Genomic DNA, 12,922 nt, shown 5'->3' on the forward strand with positions numbered 1-12,922 from the left:
TGTGGACTGGGACCTCAGCGGTTGTTCTCCCGCGCGCGGGTTTTGGGGGGGCGGGGGGGGGCGTCCCCTGGGTGTCGGCGGTGGACCAGTGTCGGGGGGGGGCGGCATGGGCGGCCCCAACGGAGCGCTTGCCGGGCGTATCCAGTTCAGCCTTTATCACACCTGGTATTTCAAGAATCAGGTGAACATCCGTGACGGCCTGCCGGTCATCGACCTGCTGCATGGCGGCGCGACCGGCAGCAGCGGCGGCCAGCCCGAGCACCAGATCGAGGCGCAGGCCGGCGTTTCGAAGGACGGGCTGGGCGCGCGGCTGATCGGCAAATGGCAGAGCGGGACCGAAGTGTTCACCGGACTGACCAACACCGAGCAGCTCGATTTCGGCAGCCTGGCGACATTCAACCTGCGCTTCTTCGCCGATATGGGCCAGCAGCTCAGCCGGGTGCGCAAGCATCGCTGGCTGCGCGGCATGCGCGTGACGCTGTCGGTCGACAATCTGCTCGACTCGCGCCAGCGCGTGACCGACCAGACCGGCGCGGTGCCGCTCAGCTACCAGCCGGACCTGCTCGATCCGACCGGCCGGAGCGTGCGGCTGAGCATCCGGAAGCTGTTTTTCTAGGTAGATCCTCCCCGGCACGGGGAGGGGGACCGCCGCCGAAGGCGGTGGTGGAGGAGGGGGTTCTCCACACGGGAATCGCTTGCGGCACGCCCCCTCCACCAGCCTGCGGCTGGTCCCCCTCCCCGTGCCGGGGAGGATCGGGAGCCCGCTCATGCGGCGGGGGTCAGAACCGTCCTGCCGTCTTGCCGCCCCGCAAGCGCCCATCGGCATCCTGATCGAGGATCCGGCGATAGAGCAGGGTGATCGCGACCCGCCGGTTGCGGGGGTCGGTGGGGGTGTCCTGGATCAGCGGCTCGCGGTCCGCGACGCCTTCGATCCGCTCGAAGCGCGTCTCGGGCACGCCGCCCGAGAGCAGCCGGCGGCGGGTCGCCTCGGCGCGGCCGCTGGAGAGCATCCAGTTGTTCATGTTCCGGGGATCGCCATAGCCGAGGCTGTCGGTATGGCCGCGGATCATGATCGGGTTCTCCAGACCCTGGATCGATTCGGCGATCGTGCCGATCAGGCTGCTGGCATCGGGGACGAGCGCGGTCGTTCCCAGATCGAACATCGAATAGTTCGCGTCGTCGAGCAGGTCGATCCGCATGCCGTCGCGGGTGGGGACGAAGCGGATATGGTTGGCGAGCCTGGCGAGCGCCGGGGTGGCGCGCATCCGGGCCTGGATGCGCCTGGTCGTCTCGCTGAAATTCTTCTGGTCCTGCTGGGTGAGCGCGCGCTGGTCCTTGAGCGTGCCCTTGTCGCCGGTGCCCACGTCGCGGCCGCCGGCGCCGCCCACGGGGACGGTCATCGATCGGGTGCCGGTCTGGCCTGCCCGGTTGGGATAGTTTTCCTGCGCGTTGATCGCGTCGCCGCTCAGCAGCCCGTTCGATCCGGCGCTGTTCTGCTTGAACTGGACCAGGGTGGGCGCGAAATAATCGGCGAGCGCCTTGCGCTGCTTCTCGTTTGTGGCGCCGAGCAGCCACATCAGCAGGAAGAACGCCATCATCGCCGTCACGAAATCGGCATAGGCGACCTTCCACGCGCCGCCGTGATGGCCGCCATGGCCCTCGATGAAGATCTTCCTGACGATGATCTTCGGCGGCTGGTTCGATCCGTGGGGAGCGCGGGCCATCAGCTTGCGGGCCTTGCTTTTGATTCGTGCGCCGCCGCGACGGCGCGACGGGCGATCGCCCGGGGCAGTGTTTTCGCGTCAACGAGATATGAGAGGCCGTGCCGGCTCGAACGCAGGGCCAGCATCGTCGCGTCGTCGCGGCGTCGCGCGAACATCACCGCCCCCGGAGCCCGTCGAACACCTCGGCGAAGCCGGGCTGGTTCGCATGGGCGATGCCCGAGCGCGCCGCCTCGATCACCAGCGGCTGCGGATGGCCGTGGAGCGAGGCGATGATGATCTGCTTCACCGTGTGGTAGATCGCGTCGTCGGCGTCGATCACCTGCTGGAGGCGGCTGGCGAGCGGACCGACGATGCCATAGGCGAGCAGCACGCCCATGAAGGTGCCGACCAGCGCCGATCCGATCATCGCGCCCAGGATCGCGGGCGGCTTGTCGATCGAGCCCATCGTCTTCACCACGCCGAGTACCGCCGCGACGATGCCGAGCGCCGGCAGCGCGTCACCGAGCGACTGGAGCGTGGTCTGCGGCCCCTGCACCTCGTGGTGGTGGGTCTTGATGGCATTATCCATCACCTCCTCGACCGCATGCACGTCGAGCGTGCCCGACGAGACGACGACGAGGCGCAGCGTATCGGCGATCAGGTTGATGAGCGCGTGATCGGCGAGCAGCCGGGGATATTCGGCGAAGAGCGCGGAGGATTTGGGATCCTCGACATGCGGCTCCAGCGCGATCGGGCCCTCGGTCCTGAGCATCTTCATCAGCTTCGAGACCAGGAAGATCGCGTCGAGATAATCCTGCTTCTTGTATTTCGGCCCCTTGAAGACCTTCATGCAGCCGCCGCCGAGCGCCTTCAGCTCCTTCATCGAATTGCCGATGATGAGCGCGCCCAGCGCGGCGCCGCCGATGATGAGCATCTCATGCGGGATGGCCTCCATCACGGGGCCGAGGGCGCCGCCGGTGATGGTGAAGCCGCCGAACACCATGCCCAGCAGCACGACAAGACCAATCAGCGGATACATGCGCTTTGCGTTCCCCCCGTCGCCGCGATCGGCCCTAGTATCTCGGTTAACGGCCGCTTCGCCGGTTTCTTGCGCCGGTTTCGCGGGTGAAGATGGTTAACGAGAGGGTTTAGTTCAGATAATCGAACAGCGAGAGGCTGGAGAGCTTGGAGAAGCTCGCCTGGGTCGCCTGGAGCACGGTCAGCGTCTTCTGGAGCTGGGTGATCGCCGTGGGGATGTCGGTATCCTCCAGGCCGGAGCGCTCGCTTTCGCGCGCCTCGCCCGCATCGACCAGCTGGTCGGCCGAGAGATCGAGCCGCGCCGCGCGGGCGCCGACCGAGGCACGGGCCGCTGCGACGCTGTCGAGCGAGGCGTCGACGCCGGTGATCGCGTCGGCCGAGGCCTGGCTGATGTCGCCGCCCGCCTTGAGCGCGGCGGAGAGATGGGCGAGCACCGCGAACATGTCGCTGCTCCCTGCCGCGAATGCCTGCGCGCCGCCGATCGAGGGCTGGATCGCATCGCCGTCGCCGACCGGGATCTTCGCCGGATCGCCGGCACCGACGAAGCTGATCGTGCCGTCCGGCGCCTTCGCATAGGCAGTGTCGCCGGTGGCGCTGCCGAACAGGGGCTGGCCGCGCACGTCCTTGGTGTTGGCCAGGCCGAACAGCGAATCGCGGATCGAATCGAGCTCCTCGGCGATGGCGAGGCGGTTCTCGTCGGTGAGCGTGCCGTTGCTCGCCTCCAGCGTGAGTTCCTTGGCGCGGGTGAGCTGCGATTGCACGCTGTCGAGCGTGCCGTCGCTCTGCGCGAGGATGCCCTGGGCGAGCTTGATGTTCGCGCCATAGGCGGTGTCGTCCGCGCCCGCGCGCGCCAGGCCCTGGAGCCGCAGCCAGGCGGTGGGGCTGTCGGCGGCGCCGTCGATCTTCTTGGTCGTCGCGATCTGGGTCTGCGCCTTGTCCGCCTGGGCCGTGAGCTGGGTCATCAGCGACAACGGGCGGTCGAACATCTGGCTGGTGGATACGCGCATCGGGCTCACCGGATTTCGAGGATGGACTGGAAGGTTTCGCGCGCGACCTGGATCACGCGGCTGGATGCCTGATAGGCCTGCTGGAAGCGCATGAGGTCCACGGCTTCCTCGTCGATATTGACGCCGCTCACCGAATCGCGCGCGGCGACGGCATTGTCGCGGATCGCGCCCTGCGCCTCGGCGACGCCCCGCTTGGCGGCAAGCGCGGCGCCGTTGGCGGCGGTCATGTCGATGATCGCGCCTTCGACATTGCCGGTGGCGCGCAGCGTATCGAAGCCGGCGAGGTTGCTGTTGTCGCGCGTGCCGGCGCCCGGCGCGGCGGCGGCGATGCCGTGCGGATCGTTCAGCACCATCGTCAGGTTCGAGGGCGGATCGCCGACCTGGAAGATCGGCTGGCCGGGATCGCCGTTCAGATCGACGCCGGCGGCCTGGACCGCGTTGACGCCATCGGCAAATGCCTGGGCCTGATCGTTGAGCTGGCTTTGTGCCGCGGCGATCTTTTGCGCGCCATCGGCATAGCCGGCGAGCGCGCCGCCGCTTGGCGAGAGCGTTGTCGTGGCGTTGCCGAAGCGGCTGGTGAAGGCGACGGCGCCCTCCCCGTTGCGGGCATAGGAGACGGTGGCGGAGTCGACGCCCTGGACGAGCACCGGCCCGCCCTCGCCACCGCCCTTGACGGTGGCGCGGCCGATTCCGTCGAACGATACCGAGACGTCGGTGATCGCGCTCATCGATTCGAGGATCTGGTCGCGCTGGTCGAGCAGGGTGGCGTTGGCCGCGCTGCCGGCCTGCGCACGGCTGAGGCCCGAATTGACCTTGGCGAGCGCCGCCGACAGGCCGTTGAGCTGCGTGGTCGCGGCATCGGCGCTGGCGTCGAGATCGGACGCGGCGGCCGAGAGCGCGGCGCCGGTGGCGGAGAAGGCGGTGGCGACGCTCTGCGCGGCCTCCAGCGTCGTCGCGCGCGGGGCGAGGGCTGAAGGGTCGGCGGCGATCGCCTTGGTCGAGGCGAAGAAGGCGGTCAGCCGGTCGCCGAGCTTGTTGTCCGAGAGCGCGCCGTCGATCCGGTCGAGCCAGGCGGCGCCCGCCTCGCTGCGCGCGAGATCGGAGCCGGCGGTGCGGACCTCGGCCGAACGGTACAGGTCCGCTGCGCGGGTGACGCCGCCGACCACGACGCCCAGGCCGTTCGGGATCCTGGAAGTGACGGAGGAAGGCGCCGCGACTTCGTTGAGCACGGTCGTCCGCCGCGAATAGCCGACGGTGCCCGCGTTCGCGATATTCTCGGAGGTGGTGGTCAGCGCCGTCTGATAGGCGCGGACGCCGGTGGCGCCGATCGAAAGCAGGTCGCTCACGGCTTCGTTCCTTCGCTATCCGCCGCTTTCGAGAGGAAGTCGGTCATCGCCTTGCCGATGCCGATCGGGGCGTGCGCGGCCATGCTCTCGACGAGCTTCTGGTCCTGCATGTCGCGGAACTGGTCCTCGCCCTTGCTGTCGAACAGGCCGTCGCCGAGCTTCGCCTGGCGCATCGACTTGAGCATCATGCCGGTGAAGATCGATTCGAACTTCTGCCCCGCCGCCTGGAGATTCTCCTTGGACGCGAGGCGTGACGTATCGAGGCCGATGCCGCCGGCGGCGGGTGAGGCGATGGGCGCGCTCACAGGACGATCAGCTCCGCCTTGAGCGCGCCGGCTTCCTTCAGCGCCTCCAGGATCGCGACGAGATCGGCCGGCGAGGCGCCGATGGCGTTCACCGCCTTCACCACATCGGCGAGCTTGGGGCCGGGCTGGAGCAGGAACATCGGCTTCTTCTCCTCTTCGACGCCGACGGTGCTGTGCTGCTCCATCATCGTCTCGCCCTTGCTAAACGGCAGAGGCTGGCTGACCTTTTGCGCCTCATCGATACGAACGGTGAGTTTACCATGGGTCACGGCCGCCGGGCTGACCCGGACGGCGGAGTTGATGACCACGGTGCCGGTGCGCGCATTGACGATCACGCGGGCGGGCGCCTCGGCGGCCTCGACGGTGAGATTCTCGATCTCGCTCATCATTTCGGCGCGGACATCGGCGCCCGGGGGCGACTGGACCGCGATCGAGACACCATCCAATGCACGCGCGCGGCCGGTGCCGAAGCGGGCGTTGATCGCGTCCTGCACGCGCTGCGCCGTGGTGAAATCGGCGCGGGCGAGGTTGAAGGTGAGGAAGGGCGACTTGTCGAAGCCGGTGTCGACGGTGCGCTCGACCGTCGCGCCCTCGGGGATGCGGCCGGTGGAGGGGATGTTGACGACGATCTTCGATCCGTCGGCACCTTCCGCGCCGAGCCCGCCCACGGCGAGATTGCCCTGCGCCATCGCATAGATCTGGCCGTCGGCGCCCTGGAGCGGTGTCATGATGAGGGTGCCGCCGCGTAGCGACTTGGCCTTGCCCATCGACGAGACGGTGATGTCGAGCTTCTGCCCCGGCTTGGCGAAGGGCGGCAGATCGGCGGTAATCATCACCACCGCCGCGTTCTTGAGGCCGGGTGCCACCCCCTGCGGAAGCTGGAGGCCGAAGCGCGAGGCGACGCTCTTCATCGACTGGACGGTATATTCGAGATTGTCGTCGCCGGTGCCGGGCAGGCCGACGACCACGCCGTAACCGGTGAGCTGGTTGGTGCGGATGCCCTGGAAGCCGCCCAGATCCTTGACGCGCTGCGCCATGGCCGGACTGGCGGCCAACAGGCAAACGAGGAAGGCGATGGCGAGACGGATCATGTGCGGGCTCCGCATCAGAAGGGGCTGAGCATCTGGAAGAAGCGGCTGAGCCAGCCCTGGCGGCTGGCGCGGGCGACGTCGCCCTTGCCGGTATAGGCGATGCGGGCGTCGGCTACGCGCGTGGAGGGCACGCGGTTGTTCGCATCGATGTCCGCCGCGCGGACCAGGCCCTTGATCTGGACGAACTCGTCGCCGCGATTGAGCGTGACGCGCTTCTGGCCCTGCACCAGCATCGTGCCGTTGGGATAGACCGCGGCGATGGTGACGCTGATCTCGCCCGAGAGCGCGTTGGACTGGTCCGCCGCGCCCTGGCCCTGGAAGTTGCGCGCGCCGCTGACGGTGGCGTCGGTGGGCTTGAACAGCGAGAGATTGCCGGTCGAGGGCGGGGTGAGCGAGAAGCCGCCGCCGCTGTCGAGCTTCGAGCTCGAGGATTTGGAGGCGCTGGTCTTCTCGACCAGCACGATCGTCAGCGGATCGCCGATGCGGCGCGCGCGCTGGCCCTCGTAGAGCGCGGCATAGCCGTCGCTCGCCTGGAAGATGCCGCCATTGGCGGGCGCGGCCACCGGCGCCGCGACGGGCATGGTGACCGAGAAATCCTCCTTGGGCTTCTTCTTGCCGATGCCGAGGATCTGCGCCTGGGCCGGCGCCGCGCCCGCGGCAAGCGCGAGCACGGCGATGCCGGCGGCGAGGCGGGCAAGCCGCTCAGATGTTCTGGTTGACATATTTTTCCATCTCGTCGGCGGCCGAGATCATCTTGGAATTGACCTCATAGGCGCGCTGGGTCTCGATCATGTCGACCAGCTCCTCGACCACGTTCACATTGGAGCCTTCGAGCATGCCCTGGCGGATATTGCCGCGGCCGTCCTGGCCGGCGATGCCGAGATTGGCGGTGCCGCTGGCGGAGGTCTCGATCAGGTAATTGTCGCCCGTCGCCTGGAGGCCGGCGGCATTGGGGAAGCTGGCGACCTGGATCTGACCGATCTGGGTCGCCTCGGTCTGGCCGGGCACGGTGGCGGAGACGGTGCCGTCGGTGCCGATCGTGATGTTGGTCGTGCCGTCGGGAAAGGTGATGCCGGGCATCACCTGATAGCCTTCGCTGGTGATGAGCTGGCCCTCGGGCGAGCGCGAGAAATTGCCGGCGCGGGTATAGCCGAGCGTGCCGCCCGGCATCTGCACCTGGAAATAGCCGTTGCCGTCCAGCGCCAGGTCGAGCGCGCCGCCGGTGGTCTGGAGCGAGCCCTCGGTCTCGATCCGGCTGGTGCCCTGGATGCGGACGCCGGTGCCGAGATTGAGCCCGGTCGCGTATTTCGTCTCCGAGGTGGAGGCGGCGCCCGGCGCGGTGACGACCTGATAGGCGAGCGTCTGGAACGAGGCGCGATCGCGCTTGAACGCGGTCGTGTTCACGTTGGCGAGATTGTTCGAGATGACTCGCATGCGCATGTCCTGGGCGTCGAGCCCGGTCCGCGCGATGTGCATTGCCGATGAACCCATCGTCTAAACTCCCTTATGCGGGCATCCGCATCAGCGATGCGGAGCTCTCGTCCATGGTCCTGGCTTCCTTGAGCAGGTTCGCCTGTACTTCGTAGCTGCGCTGGTTCTGGATCATGTCGACCAGCGCTTCGGTGAGGTTGACGTTCGACTGCTCGAGCGCGCCCGACTGGACCCGACCGTCCATGTCCTCGGGCAGCACGCCGCCGCCCTTCACATGGAGGAGGTTGTCGAGGCCCTTGGCGGTCTGGCTGCCGTCGGGGCTCGCCAGCTTGATCTTGTCGATCACCTGCGGCTCCTGCCCCGGCTGGGCGCCGGGCGGGACGATCGAGAGGGTGCCGTCGGCGGCGATCGCGATCGACTGATAGGGCGGCACGGTGATGGGGCCCCCCGACCCCATCACCGGGAAACCGTCGCCGGTTTCCAGCACGCCCGAGGCGGCGACGTTCAGGTCGCCGCGCCTCGTATAGGCTTCGGTGCCGTCCTTGGCCTGCACCGCCATCCAGCTGTCGCCGGCCACCGCCACGTCGAGCGGCCGCGCCGTCTGGACCAGCGTGCCGGCGCGCCGGTCGAAGTCGTTGACCTCTTCCGAAGAGAGCTCGCGGCTCTGGAAGGTCTGGCCCTGGAGCACGAGACGGTCGAAATTGACGCGCTCGGCGCGATAGCCCGTCGTCGATGCGTTCGCGATGTTGTTCGCGATCGTCGATTGCGACGCCATCTGGCTGCGAAGCCCCGAAAGCGCTGTGTAGACGAGCTTGTCCATGGCCTGTTTCCCTCAGTCCCTTCTCAGCTTCGGATGTTGAAGATGGTCTGCGAGATCTGGCTCTCGGTATCGAGCGCCTTGGCGTTCGCCTGGAAATTGCGCTGCGCGGCGATCAGCGCGACGAGCTCCTCGGTGATGTCGACGTTCGAGCGCTCGACCGCGCCCGACATCAGCGAGCCGAAGCCGTTCGAGCTCGCCTCGCCAACCATCGGCTCGCCCGAGAGGCCCGTCGCCGCCCAGGTCGAGTTGCCGAGCTGGCGGAGCCCTGAAGGATTGGTGAAGTTGGCGAGCATCACCTTGCCGAGCTGCTGCTGGTCGCCGTTCGAGAAGCTGGCGCTCACCGTGCCGTCATCGGCGATGGAGATGCCTTCGAACTGGCCGACCGCGGCGCCGTCCTGGGTGCGGTTGTTGACGCTGAAGGGCTGGCTGTTCTGGGTGGTCTGGGTGCCGAAATCGAGCGTGATCTGCTGCTCGGCGGTGGCGCCGGGCGACAGGAAGCCGCTGAAGGTGGTCGGGGCGGCGGGCGCGGTCAGCTTGCCGGTCGAATCGAAGTCGAGCGTGATCGGCTGGATGCCGTCGGTGCCCGCATCGGCATCGAGCTGCTGGTCGCCGACAAACGAATAGACCTTCCAGCTGCTCGTCGGCTCGCCGGCGCCCGGCGCGCTGTCGCGGACGAAATAATTGGTCATCGTCAGCGCATTGCCGCCGGAATCATAGATCGTCGTCTGGGTCGACTGGTTGTAGGTGCCCGGATCGAAGCGATCGAAGGCATAGGGCGTGTCGTCGAACCGCGCGGCATCGGCCGGGATCGAGGCGTTCGCCGAGAGATTGAGCGACAGGCCGACATTCTGCGTCGCCTCCGGCGTGCCGCTGGTCTGCGGCAGGCGCAGCGGCACCGCCGAATCGAGGCCGGTCGCGACCACCGCGCCCGATCCGTCGACCGGATAGACGAGCAGCTTGTTGCCCTGCGCATCGGTCACGTAGCGATCGGAATCGGGGGTGAAATGGCCGTTGCGGGTGAACATCACATTGCCGCTGCCGGCATCGGAGCGCACCGCGAAGAAGCCGTCGCCGGTGATCGCGAGATCGAGCGCCGAGCTCGACTGGCTGTAGCCGCCCTGGCTGAACTGCTGCTGGATCCCGCGCACCACCGTGCCCGAACCGACCATCTGGCTGGGGTTCGAATCCTTGGTCGAGGCGATCACGTCGGCGAAGGTCGTGGTCGAGCGCTTGAAGCCGTTGGTCGAGACGTTCGCGAGATTGTGCGAGATGGTCGACATGTCGGTCTGGGCGGCCTGGAGCCCGCTCAAGCTGGTGTAGAAGGACATTCGGGATACTCCGTGCGTGAGGGGACTCAGCCGATCTGGCGAACGGCGGAAACGGGAACCTGGCCGAGGCCGGGAAGGGTGAGGACGGGCGAGCCGTCGCTGCCGAGCGTGACCGAGGTGACCGGCGCCCAGACCAGCGGCGTGACCTTGACCGCGCCGCCATCGGCGTTGCGCGCGGCGGCGTGAATCGTGAACGGACCCGAGCCGGCGGGATCGCCGCTGTCGGTGCTGCCGTCCCATTCGAAATCGATCGAGCCCTTGCTCTGGGGCCCGAGCGAGACGGTCTTGAGCAGCCGGCCGCTCGCATCCGAGATCGAGACGTTGACGTCGGTCGCGTCGGCGCCGAGATCGAGCGTGCCGCCCAGCGAGCCGTCGGTGCGCGGATAGGCGGTCTCGCCGGGGGTCAGCACGGTGCGGCCGATCCACTGCATCGCATCGCCGGGCGTGGTGCCGTTCAGCCGGTCCGCGATCGCCTTCAGCGTCGAATTCATCTCGGTGACGCCGGCGAGCTGCGAGAACTGCGCCATCTGGGCGACCATCTGGGTATTGTCGACCGGGGCGAACGGATCCTGGTTCTTCAGCTGCGCGGTCATCAGCTGGAGGAAATCGTTCTGGTCCATGTCGGTCTTGCCGAGATTGGACGAGGCGGCGGCCTGCTGCGCGGCGGAGCCGGTGCGGCCGATGCCGAGAGAGGCGAGCGTGCTATCGAAATCGGACATATCAGCGACCCAGCTTGAGGGTGTCGGTGATGAGCTGCTTGGCAGTCTGCATCACTTCGACATTGTTCTGGTAGGAACGGGCGGTCTCCAGCATGTCGACGAGCTCGCGGGTCTCATCGACCGCGCTCTCCCAGACATTGCCTTCCTTGTCGGCCATCGGATTGCCGGGATCGTAGCGCCTGGTCGGCTCCGATCCGGCGGTGACGACCTGCTCGACATCGACCGTGGACATGCCGCTCGCTTCGTCGAACGACGTGCGGAACACCGGCTTGATCGTGCGGTAGGCGGCGTCGGCGCTCGACGCGACCGTGCCGGCATTGGCGAGGTTCGACGCGGTGGTGTTCATCCGCACGAGCTGCGCGGACATCGCGCGGCCCGAGACCTGGAAGATCGAAAGCGGCCGGTCGCCCATGCTCATTCTCCCTTCAGCGCGCGCGTGATCTGGCCGATGCGGCCGTTCAGGAACGACAGCGTGGTCTGATAGGCGACGGCGTTTTCGGCGAAGGCGGTCTGTTCGGTGGCGAGCTCGACGGTGTTGCCGTCCTGGCTCGGCTGGAGCGGCACGCGGTAGAGCGTATTGCCGTCGATCGCGTTGTCGACCGACCCGCCGTGCGCGTCGATCGAGGCGAGCGCCGCGTTGAAGTCGATGTCCTTGGCCTTGTAGCCCGGCGTCGACGCGTTCGCGATGTTCGACGCGAGCTGGCCCATGCGCTGCGAACGCAGCTCGAGCGCTGCGCCGTGAACGCCGAAAAGGCTGTCGTTGGACATGGGCAGTCTCCCGCACAAAAGTTCGTGCGCATCTCTGCAATGGGTGTGCCAATTCGGCTGGGGAGTGCAGGAAGGGGCGGATTCGGCGGGCGGGCGGCAAGGACTTGCCGGGCGGCGGCAAGCGGATGCCGGTGGCTGCTGTTCTGCCCTCACCCTTCCCACCGCCTGCAGCGGCGGGCCCCTTCCCTCTCCCGACGGGAGAGGGAGGGAGCGGCGGAGCCGCGGAAGGGTGAGGGCGGCTCTCGATATTGGCCCGTCCCTTGCACATGCGAGCGCATGGACTTCGCCAGCCTTCCCGGCCTTGCGCCCTTCATCGATCCGCTTGCGCTCGCCATCGTCGGCGGCGGGACCGCGCTCGCCATGGTGCTGCGGACGCCGGTGGGCGACCTGGCGCGCGGCTTCGCGGCGCTCCGCATGCTGCCGCGCCGCGCCTTCCGGGCCGAGCCGCTGCTCGACCAGATCGGCGCGCTGAGCCGGATCGCCCGGCGGCATGGCGTCATCGCGCTCGATCGCTCCGTGATCGCCGATCCGGACGTGGCCGCCGCGGTGGCCGCCGCGGTGGATGGCGCCACGCCCGGGGAGATCGAATTGCTCGCCGAGCAACGCCGCACCGCTCGGTTCGAGCGGCAGCGCGCAGCCTATGAGCTCTGGTCGGGCACCGCCGAGATCGCGCCGGCGATGGGCATGGTCGGCACGCTGATCGGGCTGGTGCGGATGTTCTCCGCGATGCGCGACACTTCGGCGATCGGCGGCGCGATGGCGGTGGCGTTGCTCGCCACGCTCTATGGCGCGCTGCTCGCCAACCTGGTCGCGCTTCCCATTGCGACGCGGCTCAAGCGGCGCGCGCGGCACGAGGCGCTGGAGCGTGCACGGCTGGCGGCGCCGCTGGCCGCGCTGGCCGCTATCGAGCCATCGGCGCGGCGCGACCTGCATGAGGTGGCGGCATGACCTTCGAGGAGGAAACCCCCGGCCGTCCGGTCTGGCTCATCACGCTGGCCGACCTGTCGCTGCGCCCGGTCGGCTCCTCCGTCTACCTGAAGGCGCGCGAGCCCAGTCCGCCCCGGCCCCCCCGCCCAATCCCCCCGGGCCGAGTCCCCGGGGGCCCGCGCGGCGCGCGGGGCGGTGCTCGGCGGGGGGACGGGCGCCGGGGGGGCGGGGGGGGGGGGGGGGGCCGGGGGGGGGACGGGGGGGGGGGGGGGGGGGGGGGCCGGGCGCCTTTTCTGGGTTGTCGAAATAGGGGGTCGGGGGGCGAGGCGTGCGGCGCGCAGCCAATCCATTATCGTGCGATTGAGGGAGATCAGCTGGGAGAGCGATTCGCGCCCCGCGATCCCGTCGCTGGTGAAGCGATCGACCCATAGGCCGAGCG

At 68.4% G+C, this 12,922-nt stretch carries 15 protein-coding genes; 2 read left to right on the forward strand and 13 right to left on the reverse strand.

The window, feature by feature from the left end; all coding sequences use genetic code 11:
* The first annotated feature begins 106 nt into the window (after positions 1-106).
* Positions 107-616: a TonB-dependent receptor gene (locus HB724_RS19415; RefSeq protein WP_213982602.1), complete on the forward strand. Its 510-nt coding sequence runs from the start codon at positions 107-109 to the stop codon at positions 614-616.
* 163 nt (positions 617-779) lie between these two features.
* Here the strand turns inward: HB724_RS19415 and HB724_RS19420 are convergent, their stop codons facing one another.
* The 13 genes from HB724_RS19420 to flgB form a co-directional block, all read right to left on the reverse strand.
* Positions 780-1,724, reverse strand: a complete 945-nt coding sequence (locus HB724_RS19420) for a flagellar motor protein MotB (RefSeq protein ID WP_213982603.1) — start codon at positions 1,722-1,724, stop codon at positions 780-782.
* A gap of 154 nt (positions 1,725-1,878) precedes the next feature.
* Positions 1,879-2,742 (reverse strand): flagellar motor stator protein MotA, encoded by an 864-nt coding sequence (motA, locus tag HB724_RS19425; RefSeq protein WP_213982604.1) that lies wholly within the window; start codon positions 2,740-2,742, stop codon positions 1,879-1,881.
* A gap of 109 nt (positions 2,743-2,851) precedes the next feature.
* On the reverse strand, positions 2,852-3,748 hold the full coding sequence (locus HB724_RS19430) for a flagellin (RefSeq protein ID WP_213982605.1): 897 nt from the start codon (positions 3,746-3,748) through the stop codon (positions 2,852-2,854).
* Positions 3,749-3,753: 5 nt separating this feature from the next.
* Positions 3,754-5,094 (reverse strand): flagellar hook-associated protein FlgK, encoded by a 1,341-nt coding sequence (gene flgK, locus HB724_RS19435; protein ID WP_213982606.1) that lies wholly within the window; start codon positions 5,092-5,094, stop codon positions 3,754-3,756.
* Positions 5,091-5,399, reverse strand: a complete 309-nt coding sequence (locus HB724_RS20735) for a rod-binding protein (protein ID WP_213982607.1) — start codon at positions 5,397-5,399, stop codon at positions 5,091-5,093. The genes flgK and HB724_RS20735 overlap by 4 nt, the downstream gene beginning before the upstream one ends.
* The gene (locus tag HB724_RS19445; RefSeq protein ID WP_213982608.1) at positions 5,396-6,490 is read right to left on the reverse strand and encodes a flagellar basal body P-ring protein FlgI; all 1,095 of its coding nucleotides are present in this window, start codon (positions 6,488-6,490) and stop codon (positions 5,396-5,398) included. The genes HB724_RS20735 and HB724_RS19445 overlap by 4 nt, the downstream gene beginning before the upstream one ends.
* Positions 6,491-6,504: 14 nt before the next feature.
* Positions 6,505-7,212, reverse strand: coding sequence for a flagellar basal body L-ring protein FlgH (locus HB724_RS19450; RefSeq protein WP_213982609.1), 708 nt, complete (start codon positions 7,210-7,212; stop codon positions 6,505-6,507).
* Positions 7,193-7,981: a flagellar basal-body rod protein FlgG gene (flgG, locus tag HB724_RS19455; RefSeq protein WP_213982610.1), complete on the reverse strand. Its 789-nt coding sequence runs from the start codon at positions 7,979-7,981 to the stop codon at positions 7,193-7,195. The genes HB724_RS19450 and flgG overlap by 20 nt, the downstream gene beginning before the upstream one ends.
* A 13-nt stretch (positions 7,982-7,994) precedes the next feature.
* The gene (flgF, locus tag HB724_RS19460; protein WP_213982611.1) at positions 7,995-8,741 is read right to left on the reverse strand and encodes a flagellar basal-body rod protein FlgF; all 747 of its coding nucleotides are present in this window, start codon (positions 8,739-8,741) and stop codon (positions 7,995-7,997) included.
* A 23-nt stretch (positions 8,742-8,764) separates the two neighbouring features.
* Entirely contained in the window at positions 8,765-10,069 is a 1,305-nt protein-coding gene (locus HB724_RS19465; protein ID WP_213982612.1) for a flagellar hook protein FlgE, read from the reverse strand.
* Positions 10,070-10,095: 26 nt separating this feature from the next.
* Entirely contained in the window at positions 10,096-10,788 is a 693-nt protein-coding gene (locus HB724_RS19470; RefSeq protein ID WP_213982613.1) for a flagellar hook capping FlgD N-terminal domain-containing protein, read from the reverse strand.
* A gap of 1 nt (position 10,789) precedes the next feature.
* Positions 10,790-11,200 (reverse strand): flagellar basal body rod protein FlgC, encoded by a 411-nt coding sequence (gene flgC, locus HB724_RS19475; protein ID WP_213982614.1) that lies wholly within the window; start codon positions 11,198-11,200, stop codon positions 10,790-10,792.
* Between the two features lie 2 nt (positions 11,201-11,202).
* Positions 11,203-11,556 (reverse strand): flagellar basal body rod protein FlgB, encoded by a 354-nt coding sequence (flgB, locus tag HB724_RS19480; RefSeq protein ID WP_213982615.1) that lies wholly within the window; start codon positions 11,554-11,556, stop codon positions 11,203-11,205.
* A gap of 276 nt (positions 11,557-11,832) precedes the next feature.
* On the opposite strand from flgB, the gene HB724_RS19485 reads away from it, so the two are divergent.
* Positions 11,833-12,504, forward strand: a complete 672-nt coding sequence (locus tag HB724_RS19485) for a MotA/TolQ/ExbB proton channel family protein (RefSeq protein ID WP_213982616.1) — start codon at positions 11,833-11,835, stop codon at positions 12,502-12,504.
* The last annotated feature ends 418 nt before the right edge of the window (positions 12,505-12,922 follow it).

The sequence above is a fragment of the Sphingomonas sp. dw_22 genome (assembly GCF_018449795.1).
Taxonomy (GTDB): domain Bacteria; phylum Pseudomonadota; class Alphaproteobacteria; order Sphingomonadales; family Sphingomonadaceae; genus Sphingomonas.

What these genes read in the sequence shown, in the direction of transcription:
- HB724_RS19415 (WP_213982602.1), top strand. Translation starts at nt 107, where the DNA reads ATGGGCGGCCCCAACGGAGCGCTTGCCGGGCGTATCCAGTTCAGCCTT.
- HB724_RS19420 (WP_213982603.1), bottom strand. Translation starts at nt 1,724, where the DNA reads ATGGCCCGCGCTCCCCACGGATCGAACCAGCCGCCGAAGATCATCGTC.
- motA (WP_213982604.1), bottom strand. Translation starts at nt 2,742, where the DNA reads ATGTATCCGCTGATTGGTCTTGTCGTGCTGCTGGGCATGGTGTTCGGC.
- HB724_RS19430 (WP_213982605.1), bottom strand. Translation starts at nt 3,748, where the DNA reads ATGCGCGTATCCACCAGCCAGATGTTCGACCGCCCGTTGTCGCTGATG.
- HB724_RS19445 (WP_213982608.1), bottom strand. Translation starts at nt 6,490, where the DNA reads ATGATCCGTCTCGCCATCGCCTTCCTCGTTTGCCTGTTGGCCGCCAGT.
- HB724_RS19450 (WP_213982609.1), bottom strand. Translation starts at nt 7,212, where the DNA reads ATGTCAACCAGAACATCTGAGCGGCTTGCCCGCCTCGCCGCCGGCATC.
- flgG (WP_213982610.1), bottom strand. Translation starts at nt 7,981, where the DNA reads ATGGGTTCATCGGCAATGCACATCGCGCGGACCGGGCTCGACGCCCAG.
- flgF (WP_213982611.1), bottom strand. Translation starts at nt 8,741, where the DNA reads ATGGACAAGCTCGTCTACACAGCGCTTTCGGGGCTTCGCAGCCAGATG.
- HB724_RS19465 (WP_213982612.1), bottom strand. Translation starts at nt 10,069, where the DNA reads ATGTCCTTCTACACCAGCTTGAGCGGGCTCCAGGCCGCCCAGACCGAC.
- HB724_RS19470 (WP_213982613.1), bottom strand. Translation starts at nt 10,788, where the DNA reads ATGTCCGATTTCGATAGCACGCTCGCCTCTCTCGGCATCGGCCGCACC.
- flgC (WP_213982614.1), bottom strand. Translation starts at nt 11,200, where the DNA reads ATGGGCGACCGGCCGCTTTCGATCTTCCAGGTCTCGGGCCGCGCGATG.
- flgB (WP_213982615.1), bottom strand. Translation starts at nt 11,556, where the DNA reads ATGTCCAACGACAGCCTTTTCGGCGTTCACGGCGCAGCGCTCGAGCTG.
- HB724_RS19485 (WP_213982616.1), top strand. Translation starts at nt 11,833, where the DNA reads ATGGACTTCGCCAGCCTTCCCGGCCTTGCGCCCTTCATCGATCCGCTT.